At 68.1% G+C, this 16,709-nt stretch carries 16 protein-coding genes; 9 read left to right on the forward strand and 7 right to left on the reverse strand.

What is annotated here, in order from left to right:
- Positions 1-30: 30 nt before the first annotated feature.
- From VI123_RS15345 to VI123_RS15360, 4 genes are all read left to right on the forward strand, one after another.
- Positions 31-975 (forward strand): response regulator, encoded by a 945-nt coding sequence (locus tag VI123_RS15345; RefSeq protein ID WP_336338944.1) that lies wholly within the window; start codon positions 31-33, stop codon positions 973-975.
- Between the two features lie 127 nt (positions 976-1,102).
- The gene (locus VI123_RS15350; protein ID WP_336338945.1) at positions 1,103-2,038 is read left to right on the forward strand and encodes a rhomboid family intramembrane serine protease; all 936 of its coding nucleotides are present in this window, start codon (positions 1,103-1,105) and stop codon (positions 2,036-2,038) included.
- A gap of 2 nt (positions 2,039-2,040) precedes the next feature.
- Positions 2,041-2,859 carry an endonuclease V gene (locus tag VI123_RS15355; protein WP_336339398.1) on the forward strand — a complete coding sequence of 273 codons (819 nt, stop codon included), beginning with the start codon at positions 2,041-2,043 and terminating at the stop codon, positions 2,857-2,859.
- Positions 2,860-2,900: 41 nt separating this feature from the next.
- On the forward strand, positions 2,901-3,725 hold the full coding sequence (locus VI123_RS15360) for an SDR family oxidoreductase (RefSeq protein ID WP_336338946.1): 825 nt from the start codon (positions 2,901-2,903) through the stop codon (positions 3,723-3,725).
- Between the two features lie 25 nt (positions 3,726-3,750).
- Here VI123_RS15360 and VI123_RS15365 read toward each other — a convergent pair whose 3' ends face one another.
- The 6 genes from VI123_RS15365 to mct all read right to left on the reverse strand — a co-directional run bounded on the left by VI123_RS15365 (position 3,751) and on the right by mct (position 10,144).
- Positions 3,751-4,827 carry an ArsA family ATPase gene (locus VI123_RS15365; protein ID WP_336338947.1) on the reverse strand — a complete coding sequence of 359 codons (1,077 nt, stop codon included), beginning with the start codon at positions 4,825-4,827 and terminating at the stop codon, positions 3,751-3,753.
- Between the two features lie 51 nt (positions 4,828-4,878).
- Positions 4,879-5,040 (reverse strand): DUF7563 family protein, encoded by a 162-nt coding sequence (locus VI123_RS19400; protein WP_004516852.1) that lies wholly within the window; start codon positions 5,038-5,040, stop codon positions 4,879-4,881.
- A 73-nt stretch (positions 5,041-5,113) separates the two neighbouring features.
- Positions 5,114-7,561, reverse strand: a complete 2,448-nt coding sequence (locus VI123_RS15370; RefSeq protein ID WP_336338948.1) for an ATP-dependent DNA helicase — start codon at positions 7,559-7,561, stop codon at positions 5,114-5,116.
- A 134-nt stretch (positions 7,562-7,695) separates the two neighbouring features.
- Positions 7,696-8,256, reverse strand: coding sequence for a TATA-box-binding protein (locus VI123_RS15375; RefSeq protein WP_004516850.1), 561 nt, complete (start codon positions 8,254-8,256; stop codon positions 7,696-7,698).
- A 186-nt stretch (positions 8,257-8,442) separates the two neighbouring features.
- Positions 8,443-8,883 (reverse strand): TRAM domain-containing protein, encoded by a 441-nt coding sequence (locus VI123_RS15380; RefSeq protein ID WP_336338949.1) that lies wholly within the window; start codon positions 8,881-8,883, stop codon positions 8,443-8,445.
- 70 nt (positions 8,884-8,953) lie between these two features.
- Positions 8,954-10,144 carry a succinyl-CoA:mesaconate CoA-transferase gene (gene mct / locus VI123_RS15385; RefSeq protein WP_336338950.1) on the reverse strand — a complete coding sequence of 397 codons (1,191 nt, stop codon included), beginning with the start codon at positions 10,142-10,144 and terminating at the stop codon, positions 8,954-8,956.
- 121 nt (positions 10,145-10,265) lie between these two features.
- On the opposite strand from mct, the gene glmS reads away from it, so the two are divergent.
- From glmS to citE, 5 genes are read left to right on the forward strand one after another with little or no spacing between them, the layout of a single operon-like run.
- A complete protein-coding gene (glmS, locus tag VI123_RS15390) occupies positions 10,266-10,706 on the forward strand; it encodes a methylaspartate mutase subunit S (RefSeq protein ID WP_336338951.1) in 441 nt (146 codons plus the stop codon).
- Between the two features lie 2 nt (positions 10,707-10,708).
- Positions 10,709-12,172 carry a methylaspartate mutase subunit E gene (locus VI123_RS15395; RefSeq protein WP_336338952.1) on the forward strand — a complete coding sequence of 488 codons (1,464 nt, stop codon included), beginning with the start codon at positions 10,709-10,711 and terminating at the stop codon, positions 12,170-12,172.
- Complete coding sequence (locus VI123_RS15400) at positions 12,162-13,430, forward strand: methylaspartate ammonia-lyase (RefSeq protein WP_336338953.1); 1,269 nt, start codon at positions 12,162-12,164, stop codon at positions 13,428-13,430. Before VI123_RS15395 ends, VI123_RS15400 begins: the two co-directional genes overlap by 11 nt.
- Positions 13,423-14,499: a 2-methylfumaryl-CoA hydratase gene (gene mch, locus VI123_RS15405; RefSeq protein WP_336338954.1), complete on the forward strand. Its 1,077-nt coding sequence runs from the start codon at positions 13,423-13,425 to the stop codon at positions 14,497-14,499. Before VI123_RS15400 ends, mch begins: the two co-directional genes overlap by 8 nt.
- Positions 14,496-15,536 (forward strand): L-malyl-CoA/beta-methylmalyl-CoA lyase, encoded by a 1,041-nt coding sequence (gene citE / locus VI123_RS15410; protein WP_336338955.1) that lies wholly within the window; start codon positions 14,496-14,498, stop codon positions 15,534-15,536. The genes mch and citE overlap by 4 nt, the downstream gene beginning before the upstream one ends.
- A gap of 30 nt (positions 15,537-15,566) precedes the next feature.
- Here the strand turns inward: citE and VI123_RS15415 are convergent, their stop codons facing one another.
- On the reverse strand, positions 15,567-16,685 hold the full coding sequence (locus VI123_RS15415) for a pyridoxal phosphate-dependent aminotransferase (RefSeq protein WP_336338956.1): 1,119 nt from the start codon (positions 16,683-16,685) through the stop codon (positions 15,567-15,569).
- Between the last annotated feature and the right edge of the window lie 24 nt (positions 16,686-16,709).

Raw genomic sequence — 16,709 nt, forward strand, 5'->3', positions numbered from 1 at the left:
AGTTCTGTCCTACCGACGGCGGGGGAAACGATGGGTTCTGAGGAACAGTGGCCTTTCGAGGAGACGACGGTCGCACTCACGAGTCGCGCCATCAGCGGGAGCCGCCGCGCGGCGACGCGACATGCACCCCTTCTCCGGACTGAGTCGGCGGAGTCACACGACGAGATGCAGACCGAGGTGCCGATTCCACTGGCGAAAGTCGAGCAATCCCAGCAATCGACCGTGTTGCACGTCGACGACGACCCGCAGGTGGGGGAGCTGGTCGAAGTGTATCTCGAACGCATCAACGACGATTTCGACGTGGTGACGAGGACCAGCGCCGTCGCCGCGCTGGATTTCCTCCGGACGTCTCAGGTCGACTGTATCGTCAGCGATTACGACATGCCCAACACCGACGGGCTGGAGTTCCTCGAACTCGTCCGCGAGCAGTACCAGGACATCCCCTTCATCCTGTTTACGGGCAAGGGAAGCGAGGAGATTGCGAGCGAAGCAATCGCCTCGGGCGTTACCGACTACATGCAGAAGGGCGGTCGGTCGGACACGTACGAGGTACTGGCCAACCGAATCGAGAACGCCATCGAACAGCACCGCACCGAACAGCGGTTCTGGAACGCCCTGTCGTGGTATCAGCGGCTCGTCGAACAGGAACTCGCGGGCGTCTGCATCATCCAAGACGGGACCTTCGTCTACGTGAACCAGAAGCTAGCGGATATCTTCGGACACGACCAGAGTGCCCTCATCGGCGAATCCCCGACGATTCTCACGCCGGCGGGGAACGGCGACCGGTTCCCCGAATCGCTCCGGGCGGCGGACGCGGACGACCTCGACTCGTTCCACTCGGAGTTCGAGGGGCAGCGGGCGAACGGCGACACACGGACCATCGAGGTGTCCGGCGGCTCAATCGAGTACGACGGCGAACCGGCCTGGATCGGTGTGCTTCGTGACGCCGAGAACAACCCCGAGGACGCCGAGTAAACCGCGGCCGGGCCAGTGGCGTCTCCCTGTTTTTTCGACCGGCCCTCGGCCCCGGGCTCGCGGCCGTCGCTCGGAGCGGTGACCACAATCCCAATCCATTTCCACGGCGGACCCCTACCGTAGCGCAATGTCGGAGTGCGATGCCTGTGGAAAGCAGGAGAACATGCCGTACCAGTGTGGGCACTGTGGCGGAACCTACTGTGCGGAGCACAGACTGCCCGAGGCCCACGACTGCCCCGGACTAGACAACTGGGGCGACCCGGGCGGCGTGTTCGACAGCGGGTTCGACGAGAGCGTAAACACCGGCCAGACCTCGGGAAGCAGCGGCGTCGCCGACCGGTTCGGTATCGACACCGGGCCCGGCGGGCCGCTAGCGTACTTCCGGGGGAACGTAACGCACCTCTTCCTGGCGATTATGGGCATCGTCTTCATCCTCGAACACGTCGTCATCCTCACGCTCGGCCGCGAAGCGTTCCAGACGCTGTTCATCCTCCATCCGGACAACCCCGAGTACGTCTGGACCTGGGTCACGTCGGTGTTCTCGCACGCCCCCTTCGGGTTCTATCACATCTTCGGGAACGGGATTATCATCTACTTCTTCGGGCGAATCGTCGAGCAGCAAATCGGCTCGAAGAAGTTCGCGGTCTTCTTCCTCGTCTCCGGTGCGCTGGCGGGACTCGGACAGATAGCGATTCAGACGGTCCAGGGAACCTCGGCCGGCGTTCTCGGGGCCAGCGGCGCGGCACTGGCCATCATGGCGTTCCTGACGGTCCTGAAACCCGACCTCCGCGTGTACCTGTACTTCCTGATACCGGTTCCAATCTGGGCGATTACCGGCTTCTACTTCCTGCTGAGCATCTTCGGGTCGCTCAATCCGATGGGAGCCGGGCTGCTGGGCGGGAACGTCGCTCACCTCGCCCACCTCATCGGCCTCGTCATCGGCCTCTGGTACGGCCAGAAAATCAAGGGGAAAGCCCGAATGCCCGGGCAGATACAGTTCGGCGGTGGCGGCGGCCCCGGTGGTCCGGGCGGTCCCGGCGGTCCGGGACGGCGTCGCCCGTGACCATGGAGCCGGTTCGCCCCGAGTTCGTCCCTGACCCGTCGCTCTCGCAGGCGGAGATGGAGGCGCTACAGCGGGAAATCGCCGAGGCCGCGCGATTCGAGGACGATCTGGATTTCTCGCCGGCGGCCATCGCGTCCGCCGGGAATGCACCGGACGACGACCAGACGACACTGAGCGCCAGCACTGACGACCAGGCGGACCCGCCCCTCGTCGCCGGCGTCGACCAGGCCTTCGTCGGGGACAAGGCCGTCTCGGCCATCGTCGTCCTGCGTGACGGCGAGGTCGTCGAGCGGGTCAGCGCCGTCGAGCGGACCGAAATCCCGTACATCCCCGGCTTGCTGTCGTTCCGCGAGGGCGGTGCGATTCTGGCCGCGTTCGCGGAACTGGAGACCGACCCCGACGTGGTGCTGGTCGACGGCAGCGGCCGCATCCACTTCCGGGAGGCCGGACTGGCGACGCACGTCGGCGTCACGCTCGACGTGCCGGCCGTCGGGGTCGCCAAGAGCCTCCTCTGTGGCACGCCCGAGCAATCCCTCGACGAGACGTATCCGGAGGGGACGCGGATTCCCATCGCGGCCGACGACAGCGTCGAGACCTGCTCAAACGGGACGACCATCGGGCACGCGGTCCAGACGCGCCAGTACGACTCGCCGAACCGGTACGTCAATCCGCTCCTCGTCAGCCCCGGCCACCGCGTCAGCGCGGACACCGCGGCCGATATCGTCGAGGCCACCGCCGACGGCTACAAACTCCCCGAGCCGACCCGGCTGGCCGACAGCTACGCCGACGAGGCGAAGGCGACCGTGACGTCGTCGGGATAACCGACAGTTAACTTCCCGGGGTGTGTTCTCCCGGCCAACACATGGCGAAGACGGTGCTGATTACCGGAGCGTCCTCGGGCATCGGACGGGCGAGCGCCGAGGCGTTCCTGGCCGACGACTGGACTGTCTGGGCGACCGCCCGCGAGGAATCGGATATCGACGACCTCGGTGACGAGGGATGCCGGACCGCTGAACTCGACGTGACCAACCCCCGTGAATGCGAACGGGTCGTCGAGGCGCTCGTCGACGCCGAGGGACGGCTGGACTGCCTGGTGAACAACGCCGGCTACCCGCAGTTCGGCGCGGTCGAGGACGTGTCGACGGCGTCGCTCCACGAGCAGTTCGACGTGAACCTCTACGGGCCACACCGGCTCATCCGCGAGGCCCTCCCGCACATGCGGGCCCGCGAGAACGGTACTATCGTCAACGTCTCCAGCGTCGCGGGCCGCATCGCGTTCCCGAACCAGGGGAGCTACGCGGCCTCGAAGTTCGCGTTGGAGGGACTCAGCGACGCGCTCCGGATGGAAGTCGAGGAGTTCGGCATCGACGTGGTGCTGGTCGAACCGGGACCGGTCGAGAGCAGCTTCGACGACCGCGCCGACGAGGAACTCGACGACCTGAACAAGACGGGAGCCTACGACTGGCTGTACCGTGCCCACGAGGATTCGAGCCTCGTCGGCATTCAGGACGCACTGTCGGTCACGCCCGGGACGGTCGCGCTGACGATTCGTGACGCCGCCAACGCCAGCGACCCCGAGCCGCGGTATCCCGTCGGGCAGGGCGCACAGCTGTTGCTCATGCTCGATTACCTGCCGGCGCGGTGGCGCGACGCGGCCTTCGGCGTGATTCGGAAACTGACGAGCTAACCGCCGCCCGCGACACCAGTCCGTATCAGTCGAGACAGGCCGCCACGACCGACAGCAGCCGCTCACCCCGCACCTCCTCGGCAAACAGCGGAACCCGGCGCACGTCGTGGCCGCGGAACATGTCCTGTGACCGGGCCAGCGCGTCCTGCTGGACCTGCCAGCGCCGCGCGCAGAACTCGCAGTCGTCGTGGTTCGGACCGGCGATGGCAACGTCCTCGCCCAGCACCTCGCTCGGGTCCTGCATCACCCGGTTGACGACGACGGTGCTGACCGGGATGTCGAACTCGCCGAGCTGGGCGAGCAGGCGCTCGGACTCGACGACCGAGAGCTCCTCGGGCACCATCACGATTCGGAAGTCCGTCTTCCGGGGGTCCTGCAGAATCGACCGCAGGTGCTCGATTCGGTCCGACAGCTCCCGCAGGTCCTCGATGCCGGCCTCGGCGTCGACGTCGTTGTCGTCGCCGAACATTCCGGTGAGGTTGTCCATCATCCCGGAGAAGCGCTCGCGGAGCTGTAGCACCTTCCCGACCATCGAGTCCATCGTCTCAGGGAGTTCGAGCAGGCGGAGGGTGTGGCCGGTCGGCGCGGTGTCGATGACGACGCGGTCGAAGCGGTCGTCGTCGACGTAGTCCAGCAGGAGTCGGAGCGCCGCGGCCTCGTCCGCCCCGGGCATCGACCCGCCGAGGAGTCCGTCCTCGCCGCCGATGGGGTCATCGGTCTGGCCTGCGCCCGCCGCGCCGCCGAACATCCCGTCGCCCCCGAGCAGTTCGCCGACGCCGCCCAGCGCGTCCTCCTCGACGCCCAGCGGGCCCTCGCCGACGGCGGCTTCGGGGTCGATTTCCGCGGCGTACAGCGGCACGTCCTCGCGGATGCGGGTCGGCGTCGCCGGGATGTCCGCCTCCAGCGTGTCCGACAGCGAGTGGGCGGGGTCCGTGGAGACGACGAGCGTCGCCGTGTCGTCCCGCGCGGAGGCCAGCGCCGTGGCGGCGGCACATGTCGTCTTGCCGACGCCGCCTTTCCCCCCGTAGAGGACGTACTCCGCCGCGTCGATTCCCGCGGGTGCGTCGATGTCCTCGACCGCTTCGACGTCGAGTTCGCTCATGCCAAGAGCTACGCTCGTCCGGCCTTGAGTACTTCCCGAAAAGGAGTCGCCCTACTGCCGCGATGACCGCGCTTCACGGACGTCCGCGCCGTCCCGGAGCTTGTCCTCACAGTTCGGACAGACCCGGGGCCCGTGACCCTCGACGGCTTCTGGTGTGAAAACCCGTACGTACTGCTCGGTTACGAACTCACCGCAGTTCTGACACTCGGGCATCTATAGGTACACTCGTTCCACGATGTATATGCCTTCCGCTGCCAACGATATCTTCCGGTTAATAAACAGGAGGCTACCGGTGGTCGGCCCAGAAGGCGTCCAGTTGGCCCGCGAGGAAGTCCGGCGTCATCCGGGTGAACTCCTCGCGCTCGCCGACGGGCAGGTACGGGTACACCGAGTGGCGCGCGTCCGGCGTGTACCGGCGGCCGACCAGCGCCCGGACCCCGACTTCGTCGACGCCGCGGATGACGCGACCGATGGCCTGGCGTGCGCGCCGAACGGCGGGGACGGTCAGAGCGTACTCGAAGGCGTTGTCCTCGCCGAAGGCGTCGCCGTAGGCCCGCTGGACGCCCCGGACGCGGGGCGACCCGATGTTCACCAGCGGTACGCCGACGACCGCACAGGTCGACAGCTTCTCGCCGTCGTAGTCGACGCCCTCCGTGAGCGTCCCGCGGGTCGACGTGACCAGGACCGTCCCGTCGCCGTCGAAGAACTCCCGTTTCAGCCGCTCGGTCGCCTCGTTGCTCGACGACTCGTCGACGAGGACCGGGTTCTCGACGGCCTCTTGCAGGTACGCGCCGGCCCAGCGGGCCTCCCGGTAGTTCGGCATCGCCACCATGACGTTGCCCGGCGAGCGGGCCAGCGCGCGCAGGGCCTGTGCGTACTCGTCGCGGGTGGGGTTCCAGCCCTCGCCCAGCGGCCGCATCGCCTCGGGGTCGCCGCGGTTGCGCGCGGTAAACGGCGTCGCGTCGACGAGGTAGGACGCCCGGTTCTCCGGGGGGAACGGCAGGTCGTACGTGGTCGTCCGGACCGGTCGCCCGTCGCCAGCCCCCTCGTCCGGGCTCGTCGACCCCATCTCGGCCATCGAGTCCAGGCCCGACACGCGGGTGAACACGTCCAGTGGCTCCAGGGTCGCGCTCATCAGGATGCCGCCCCCGAGGTCGTCGAAGACGTTCCGCAGGGCCGTCGCAGGCATGCAGTTGTAACACACCAGCCCAGGCGTGTACACGGCCTGATAGTCGGAATCGAGCGTCTGTCCGTGAGCGGGGGAGTGCTCCAGTTCGATTTCCCGGAGGAAGGTGGCGTGGTCGCGCTCCCACCACTGCCCGGCCAGCACGCCGACGGCGGCACACACCGGCTGGCGGGTCAGCCCGAGCTGGTCGATTGCGTCCTCGACGGCGGCCCCGACCTGCGACAGCGACCGCCAGAGCGAGCCGTCGTAGCCCTTCCGTTCGGCCCACTCGGTCAGTTCGTCCCGTTCGACCGTGTCGGGGTCCCGAAGCGGGATTTCGCGGTCGTGGTCGGGCAAGGTCGACGGGTCCGCCCGCCAGCCTTCGTGTTCGGCGTCCAGGAACGCCTCGACGCGGTCGTCGAGCCACCGAACCAGGTCGTCGTAGAACTTCCGGGCCTGGTCGACCGCGTCAAGCGGGACTTCCCGGGCGGACAGCACCTCGCGGACCTGCGCCTTGTGGTCGGCGCTCTGCTGGGCGCGCTGAATCAGCGTGTTACAGTCGTTGCGCGCCTGCACGATGGTCTGGCGGCCGAGTCGGTCCGACAGGAGGTCCCGCACGCGCTCTTCGAGCCGGTGGGCCTCGTCGACGACGACCAGCGTCCGGTCGTCGAGCACGCCCGACAGCAGCGGGCGAGAGCCCGGGTCGAACAGGTGGTTGTAGTTCCCGACGATGACGTCGGCCTCGTTCAACATCACGCTCATCACCCGATGTGGGCAGGTCCCGCGCTCCGTCGCCGCCGGGAGGTAGTCGTCCATCGTCACCACGTGCCCCTCCCCGGCCGAGAAGTCGACCGGCGAACCCTTGTTGCGGGCGTACCAGTCGGCTTCGAACGGACAGTACAGCGGCGGGTCGGACCCCTCCGCCATCGACTCCGGCGCGGTCGGCTGGCTCGGCCGGTACGGCGAGGCCGCGCCCGCAGTCGAGAGGGTGTCCTCGCCGAGCGTCGCCTGCTCGGCGGCCTCGGGACGGGCGGCCGCGGCGAGGTCCTGTCCCTTCCGGGGGTCCCACCACTGGTCGTCGTCGGCCTCACCGTCGATTGCGGCGTCCGCGACGGCCGCGCCGTCAGACCGGCCGTCGTCCTCGACCAGCCGCGCCGTCGCCTCCCTGAGGTCCTCACAGCGGTCGTGTGTCCCCACGTCGTTCGGGAACTGCCCCTCGCGGCCGTACGGACAGAGGTCGCGCTTGCCGACCAGCGAGATGCCGTCGAAGGGCTCCTCGATACCGGCGTTGAGCGTCCGCAGGTCGTCGACGAACTGCTGGAGTTGCTGTTTGACAGGGGTGACGATAACCATCCGCTCGTAGAGGTCCGTATCCCGGACCAGCGTCGCGCCGGCGGTCAGCGCGGCCATCGTCTTCCCGGTCCCGCAGGGCCCCTCCATCGCGAGGAAGCCGCGTGCCTTGCCCGCCTCGATAGCTCGCTCGACCGCGTCGGCCTGGTTCTCGTAGGGCTCGTCGAAGCCGAAGTACTCGCGCCAGGACTCCGTGCCCGTCGAGGCGGGGTCTGCCATCGGAACGGGCTTGGTCGCCTTGGTATTTGAACCGCGGGGTTCGGCCCCGTCGCTGTGCGCTCCCGGCGGTAGGACGGCGACGAACGGCAAAACGGGGCGTGACTGTCGGCTGCCCAGTCACTGGCACCGCGCCCTTAGTCCAGCAGGCCGAGGTCGGAGAGCCGCTCGACGATGGTGTCGACGGCCTCCTCCGCGTCCTCCTTTCGCTTCCCACCGGTGACGACGAGCTTCCCCGAACCGAAAAGCAGCGCGACTACGTCGGGTTCGTCGAGCCGGTATACGAGGCCCGGGAACTGCTCGGGCTCGTACTCGATGTTCTCGAGGCCGAGGCCGATGGCGATGGCGTTTAGGTTGAGGGAGCTGCCGAGGTCCGCGGAACTGACGATGTTCTGGACGACGATTTCCGGGTCGTCGTCGACCTGGATGTTCAGGTCGCGGAGCTTGTCGAAGACGATGCGCAGGCTCTGGTGGACGTCGTCCGTCGACTTCGCACCCGTACAGACGATTTTGCCCGACCGGAAGATGAGCGCGGCGGATTTGGGGTCCTGTGTCCGGTAGACCAGCCCCGGGAACTGCTCGGGGTCGTAGTCGGCCCCTTCCAGGTCCATCGCGACGCTCTCAAGGTCGAGTTCTTGTCCGATACCGGTCGAAGCAACGACATTTTCGATGTCAATGCTCTCTTTTGGGTCGACCATGTAGTGTTTTAAATACCGGATTTAAATCATATAAACGTTTGTGATGCTGTGATTACTAGTCGTTCTTCGACCTCTACCGCGTCCGACAGATTCCATTCAAGTAGACCCTCGCCGGTCGAACGACTCCGCCCTCCCGGACCCGAAGCGACTGCCTACCCGGCCGGTACGGGCCGCTGAGACGTACCGTTACGCTGTTCGCCCGTCGCCGTCGACGACGGTCGCGAACGCGACGTTCTCCTGGACGGTCTCTATCTCGACGGTCGGCGAGTCGCCCGGTTCGCCGTCGGGGACGATGACGACGTACCCCCGTTCGACCTTGGCGATGCCGTCGCCCTGGTCGCCGAGGGACTCGATGGTCACGTTTCGGATTTCGCCCTCGTCGACCGGCGGCTTCGGGACGCCGGTGTCGGCCCGCGCCGGGTCGGTGTCCTGTTCGGACGCGTGTGTCTCGGCCGTCGGTGACGAGACGGCATCGGCCTGGGAAAGCAGGCCCACGCGGTAGGTCTCGCCCGGCGAAATCGCGCCATGGGCCACCTCGCTTTTCGGGATTTCGACGACGTACCTGTCACCGTCCGTCTCTACTCGGGCACTGAACAATGTACTGAGCGCATCTGGAACTTCGACCATAGCCTATTCTACGGCTCATGATAGATAATGGTCCTGCCCCGATGTGGTGAAAATTGCCGGAGGTTGCCGCTCAGTCGTCGCTCTCGACGGGATTGGTCTCCGCGCCGACGCCGGCCTCGTCCAGCAGCTCCGCCCTGTGTTCGTCCAGCAGCGGCGCGCGACCGCCCGGTTCGGGCATCGTCTCGGTCATCTTTATCGGACTCCCGGCGATGGTCATCCGGTCGTCCGCGCCCGGCTGGTCCACCTCGGCGAGCATCTCGCGGTCGCGGATGTGTGGGTCGGCGAAGATGTCGGCGGTGTTCTGGACCGGCGCGGCGGGCACGCGGCCTTCGAGCAACTCCAGCATGGTCTCGGTCTCCACCGTCTCTGTCCAGGCCGCGATTTCGGCGCGCAGCGCCTCGCGGTTCTTGATTCGGCTGCCGGCGTCAGGGTAGTCGGCAGCGAGGTCGGGCCGGTCCATCGCCTCGCACAGCGCCTCCCAGTGGCCGTCGGAGAAGGCCGCGATGACGACGTGGCCGTCCGCGCCCTCGAAGGAGTCGTAGGGGAACAGCGTCGGGTGGGAGTTGCCCTGTCGGGTCGGCGACTCGCCGTCACAGGAGTACTGGTACACCGTCCGCTCGCACAGCGAGACCATCGAGTCGTACATCGCGGTGTCGACGTACTGGCCCTCGCCGGTGCGTTCGCGGTGGTGGACGGCGGCGAGGATGCCGACGGCGTTCAGCGCCGCGGTGAAGAGGTCGCCGACGCCGGGGCCGACCTTCGTCGGCGGGCCGTCGGGCTGGCCAGTTATCTCCATGACGCCGCCCAGCGCCTGCGCGATGAGGTCGAACGAGGGTTGGCCCTGCCGGTGGGTCTCACCGGTACGCGGGTCGCCGAAGCCCCGAATCGAGGAGTAGACGAGCTCCGGGTTGTGCTCCCGGAGCGTCTCGTAGCCGCAGTCGAACTTCTCCATGGTGCCGGCTTTGAAGTTCTCGACTACCACGTCCGCGCGCTCGACAAGCGAGAGGAACGCCTCGCGGTCCCCCTCCGCGCCGAGGTCCAGTTCGAGCGAGCGCTTCCCCCGGTTGACGCTCTGGAAGTAGCCCCCGTAGGCCTCCTCGTCGCCGTCGGCCACGAACGGCGGGTTCGACCTGATGAGGTCGCCGCCGGGGCGTTCGACCTTTACCACGTCCGCGCCCATGTCCGCGAGCAACATCGTACAGTACGGTCCGGCGAGGACCTGTGTCAGGTCGAGCACACGCAAGTCGTCAAGCGCACCCATGAGGGAACCACGAGGGGGCGGCCGCATAAACCTTCCTGAACGACCATTATAAATTCCTTAAGGACGTATTATCATGAAAGACCATTAGGTTTATCACTGCCCGCCGACGACGGGGTAGTACATGCCCCGGACCGTCATCCTCGGCGTGATTGGCTCCGACGCACACGTCGTCGGCATCACGATTCTAGAGCAGGCGCTCTCGTCCGCTGGCTTCGAGGTCATCAACCTCGGCGTCCAGACCTCACAGGACGAGTTCGTCTCCGCCGCGAAATCTCACGACGCCGAGGCTGTACTCGTATCCTCGCTGTACGGGCACGCCCGCCAGGACTGCGAGGGGCTCCACGACGAACTCGACGCGGCCGGGCTCGACGTGCTCACGTACGTCGGCGGGAACCTCGCCGTCGGGCAGTCCGACTTCGAGGAGACCCGTCGGACCTTCCGGGAGATGGGCTTCGACCGCGTCTTCGACGCGGAAACCGACCCGGAGGAGGCAATCGCGAGGCTCCGCGACGACCTCCAGCTGACGACCACAGAGGCGGAGCAGATACGGGTCGACGGGTGACCATGCCGACCGACGAGCGACTCAGCGACGACCAGCTACAGCGCATCGCAAACGACCTCAGGGACAACTGGCACACGGGCCGGGAAGTCGACTTCGAGGAGGCTATCGCCTTCCACGAGTCGCTGCCGGCCTCGAAGCAGTTCGCCACGGTGCTGGAGTCGGCCGACCAGCCGCTGCTCCAGCCGCGGGCGGGCGTCCCCTGCCTCGAAGAGCAAATCGACCTCCTGCGGTACCTGCAGGACGAGGGCGGCGCGGACCTCCTGCCGACGACCATCGACTCGTACACGCGCGACAACGAGTACGAGAAGGCCGAGGAGGGCCTGGCGGCCTCCCGCGGGAGCGAGGAGAACGAACTCAACGGCTTTCCCGCGGTGAACCACGGCGTCGAGGACTGCCGGCGGCTCATCCGCGCGCTCGACGCGCCGGTCGAGGTGCGCCACGGGACGCCCGACGCCCGCCTGCTCGCGATGGTCACCCTCGCCGGCGGCTTCCAGAGCTTCGAGGGTGGCCCCATCTCGTACAACATCCCGTACACGAAGCGCCACGACCTGGCGACGACCATCGAGCACTGGCAGTTCGTCGACCGGCTCTGTGGGGCCTACACCGAGCGGGGCGTCACCATCAACCGCGAGCCGTTCGGCCCGCTGACGGGGACGCTCGTCCCCCCGAGCATCGCCATCGCGGTGATGCTCGTCGAGGGCCAGCTCGCCGCCACGCAGGGCGTCCGCTCGCTGACGCTGGGCTACGGACAGGTCGGGAACCTCGTCCAGGACGTGGCGGCGCTGCGCGCGCTGCGGAAGCTCGGCAACGAGTACCTCCCCGACGAGGTGACGGTCACCACCGTCTTCCACGAGTGGATGGGCGGCTTCCCGCCGGACGAGGCCCGCGCCAACGGCGTCATCAGCCTCGGCGGCGCGACGGCGGCCGTCGCACAGCCGGACAAAGTCATCACGAAATCCGCCCAGGAGTTCCAGGGCGTGCCGACGAAGGAGGCCAACGCGGCCGGACTGCGAACGACGAGACAGCTCATCGATATGATGATAGAACAGGACATCGACCTCGGGGGTATCGAAGAGGAACAGGCGCTCATCGAGCGGGAGACGCGCCACCTGATGGACGCTATCTACGAGGCCGGCGACGGCGACGTTGCACAGGGAGTCATCAACGCCTTCGACAGCGGCGCGCTGGACGTCCCCTTCGCGCCGAGCGACGCCGCGAAGGGCGCGGTGCTGCCGGCGCGAGACGACGACGGCCGGGTCCGCATCTTCGAGTTCGCGGACCTCGCGCTCCCGGACGACATCAAGGAGATTCACGCGGCGCGGCTGGGCGAACGGGCCGAGACCGAGGGACGCGACCAGTCGTTCCGGATGGTCGCCGACGACGTGGACGCCATCAGCGACGGGAAGCTCATCGGGAGGCCGACCGGCGACAACGGCCCCGCTGGAGGTGCCAGCGATGCGGATTGAAAACGTTCGGACGGTCCCGGGCCTGTCGGGCTTCTTCTTCGACGACCAGCGTGCCATCAAGGACGGGGCGACCCAGTCCGGGTTCGCCTACGACGGCCAGCCCGTGACCGACGGGTTCGACCGCATCCGCGAGGCCGGCGAGGCGCTCATCGTCGAACTCGAACTCGCGGACGGCACCGTCGCGACCGGCGACTGCGCCGCGGTCCAGTACTCCGGGGCCGGCGGCCGGGACCCGCTGTTCCGCGCCGAGGCGTACCGCCCGGTTGTGGAAGGCCCCGTCGCCGACGCCCTCCGCGGGCGGGACGCGGCCGAGTTCCGAGCGAACGCGACGCTCATCGAGGAGATGGACCCCGAGCGCTCGGGCGGCGACCGACTGCACACGGCGGTCCGCTACGGCGTCTCGCAGGCGCTGTTGAACGCCGCCGCGCGGGCCCAGGGCGTGACGCCGACGGACGTGCTCGCAGACGCCTACGACACCGAACCGGCGACCTCGCCGGTCCCGGTGTTCGGGCAATCGGGCGACGAGCGCCGCATCAACGCCGAGAAGATGCTCATCAAGGGCGTGCCGGTGTTGCCACACGGGCTGTTCAACAGCGTCGAAAAGGTGGGCGAAGACGGCGAGGGACTGCGCGAGTACCTCGCGTGGCTCTCGGACCGGGCGGGCGCGCTCGGCCCCGACTCGTACTCGCCGCGCTTCCACGTCGACGTCTACGGCATCCTCGGCAAGGTGTTCGGCCCGCCGTACGACCGGGCGGAAGTGACCGACTACTTCGAGACGCTCCGGGAGGCCGCCGCGCCGTACCCCTTGCAGGTGGAAGGGCCGATGGACGCGGGCGGCCGCGCCGACCAGATCGCCGAGATGGCCGAACTCCGCGAGGGGCTGGCCGATGCGGGCGTCGAGGTGGACATCGTCGCCGACGAGTGGTGCAACACCTTCGAGGACGTGCGAGCGTTCGTCGACACGGGCGCGGCTGACCTGGTCCAGGTGAAGACGCCGGATCTGGGCGGCATCCAGCGCTCGGCCGAGGCGGTGCTGTACTGCGACGGCACGGACACCCGGGCCTATCTCGGCGGGACCTGCAACGAGACGGTCACCTCGGCCCGGGCCTGCGCCCACGTCGCGCTGGCGACCGACGCCGCGCAGGTGCTCGCAAAGCCCGGGATGGGCTTCGACGAGGGCTTCATGGTCGTCACGAACGAGATGCGCCGGGCGCTTGCCAGACGAGACGCCGCCCGGGAGGTGCCAGCCGATGACTGACTGGACCGACTTCGAGGCGATAGACCTCTCGGACGGCGAGACGTTCGGCGCCCTGCTCGACCGCGCAGAGACCAGGGAGAAGGGCCACTTCTTCGAGTTCTTCGCCGAGGGCGACGAACTCGTCCACGACCCTGGCCTGTCCCTCACCCAGCACGGCAGCGAGCAGTGGATGGGCCAGACGCTCAACCACGACCCGGCGTACTGGCGGGCCGACACGGCCCGCGAGCGCGATTTCGATGCGGTGCCCGTCCACCCGGACTACCTGCTGGCCTGCGTCATGGGCATCACCGTCGAGGACCTCTCGGAGAAGGGCGGATACTTCCTCGGGCGCGACGACGTGCGCTTTCACCGCCCGGCGACGGCGGGCACGCCGCTCGCCGTCACCTCGACCGTGGTCGACACCCGGACCTCCTCGTCGCGGCCGAAGTACGGCATCGTGACGTGGGAGACGGAGGGCCGCGACCGCGAGACGGGCGAGACGCTGGTGACCTACGAGCGGACGAACATGATTCCGCGACGTGAACCGGCGGCGACCGACGGCGGCGCGGTCGGTGAGCAAGACGAGGGCGGTCCAACGCTGCCCGATACGCTCGTCACGCCCGACGGCGAACACTTCGAGGACTTCCGACGGGCGCTCGACGCCGCCCACGAGGAGCACGCCGCCGTCGCCTACCGCCACGAGCGCGGGCGGACGATGGACGACCAGCTCGTCGCCGGCCTGCCGCTGGCGACGCTCAACACCGCGCGCCAGCACCACAACCGCGACGAGATGGCCGACTCGCCGTCGGGCGACATCGTCGCGTACGGCGACGTGACGCGTTCGATTGCGCTGGCCCACGCCCGCTCCGACGAAGCGACCTACCGCGAGCACCGGTTCGCCGACGAGCGCTTCCACGACTTCGTCACGCTCGGCGACACCGTCTACGGCTTCACGCGCGTCCTCGACGCCGACCCCGAGGCTGGACCGGAGCGGGCCGGCGCGGTCACCTTCGAGCACGTCGCGTTCAACCAGGACCAGACCCCGGTCTACTCGGGCCGGCGAACCGCACTCATCCAGCGAGACACATGACACGACTCTGCCGCACCTTCCAGACCGCACCGGCCGCGATTCCGAACGACGACAGCGCGAAGTTCCTCCGCTCGGGGCTGACGAGCGAGGGCTTTCAGGCCCCCGACTGGCTCGTCCCCGACATCGAGGACGGGACGGCCCCGTCGATGAAAGGCGAGGCCGTCGACAACATCGTCGAGCACGTGCCCGACCACGCGCCCGACTTCGCCGGGGACATCCTCCCGCGCGTGGAGTGGGCCTACGACGACGCCGACGCCTGCGAGCGCGGCGTCGAGCAGGTCGAACGTCTCGCCGACGAGGTCGGCGAACACATCGACGGTTTCGTCTTCCCGAAGGTCGGCCGCCTCGACGACGTGCGCGACGCCGCAGGGGTCGTCGCCGACGCCGAGCGCGACGCGGGCCTCGACGAAGGGAGCCTGGAGATGGCCATCATCCTGGAGACGGCCCCAGGCCGCTCGGACCTCCGCGAAATCTGTCAGTACGCGACTGACTCCCGGCTCTCCGGGGTCGTGTTCGGGCCGGTCGACTACACGGCCGAACTCGGCGGCCGCGCACTCAATGGCGAGCGACCCCGCTGGGACGGTCTGCTGGAGGCGCTCTCGAACGAGACGAGCGCGGCCGACATCGTCGCTATCGGCGGCCCCTTCGACCAGCTGTTCCACGAGCGCGCCGGCGTCACCTACTACAACGCCGAGGGCTACGCCGACCAGGTCGAACACGAGGCGACCATCGGCATCGACGGCTCGTGGTCGCTCCACCCAAAGCAGACCGAGCAGGCCAACCGCATCCACATGCCGACGACAGAGGAACTGGAGCGGGACCTCCACAAAATCGAGTCGTTCAACGAGGCCAAGCGCGAGGGCACCGGCGCGGTCGTCGTCGACGGCCAGATGGTCGACGAGGCGACCTACAAGAACTTCGCCAACACCGTCAAGACGGTGCGAGCCATCGACGAGACCCACCCCGCCCAGACAGCCGAGTACTACGACGACGGCCTGCTCGACCGGGCGACCGCGGTCGACCTGATATTCGGCTGAGTCGCTGGACTGGGCCGCGAGACCGTTCTTTCACTCGAAGTAGTCCGCCAGCCGCGCCGCCGCCTCGTCGACGCGGGGCGTCACGAGCGCGAACCGTATCCAGTCGCTGCGGGACTCGCCGAAGGCTTCGCCGGGCATCCCGGCGACGCCGGCCTCGTCGACGAGTTCGTACACGTTCTCGAACGAGCCCGGGAAGTCGGGGAACCGCGCCATCACGTAGAAGCCGCCATCCGGGCGGTTGTACTCGGCCCCGGCCTCGGCCAACGCGTCACAGAAGTCGTCGACCCGGTCTTCGAGCCGACGACGGCACCTGGCGTAGTAGTCCGGGCCCGTCGTCTTCAGCGCCCGGAGAACGGCGTACTGTGCCGGCCGGCTCCCGGTGACGTTCGTGAGCATGTGCTGGGTGCGAGCCCGCTCGATGAGCGCACCGGTGGGGCCGTCCTCGGGCGGGAAGACGGCGTACCCGACCCTGAACCCCGTTATCGCCATCGTTTTCGAGAAAGAGTTTGTGGCGACGACGTGGTCCGAGTTGGTATCGAGCGCCGAACTGAACCGACCCGCGTAGTCGAAGTGGTCGTACACCTCGTCGCTGAGCAGCAGGGCGTCGTACTCCTCGGCGATGGCCGCGAACTCGGCCATCGCGTCGGCGTCGTACACCGCGCCGGTGGGGTTGTTCGGGGAGTTGACGACGATGACGGCCGTCTCCTCGCTCGCGGCCGCCCGCACGTCGGCGGGGTCCAGCCGGTTGGTCTCGTCGACCGGGACGAACGAGACGTCCGCGCCGATGAAGTTCGCCCGGCCGGCGTAGTAGGGGTAGACGGGGTCCGTCAGGACGATTTCGTCGCCGGCGAAGTGGTGAAGGCCGCCGGTCATCGCAAGGTGGTTCGCCTCGCCCGCGCCGTTCGTGACGACCACGCGGCTCCTGTCGACGCCCCTGCGAGCGGCGATTTCGTCCCTGAGTTCGGTGAGGCCGACGCTTGGCGGGTACTGGAAGTCGTCGGCCGGGGCCTCGGCGTAGTCCCTGAGCCCGTCCCGGATCCCCTCCGGTGGGTCCCAGTCGGGGTTGCCCGACACCATGTCCACCACGTCCCGGTCGGCCCGGGCCGCGTACTGCATGACCCGGAAGAACTGGGGTTCCGTGTAGTCCATACGGACCCTGCGGCCGCCGGCCCC

It is taken from the genome of Haloarcula sp. DT43 (genome assembly GCF_037078405.1).
Taxonomy (GTDB): Archaea; Halobacteriota; Halobacteria; order Halobacteriales; family Haloarculaceae; genus Haloarcula; species Haloarcula brevis.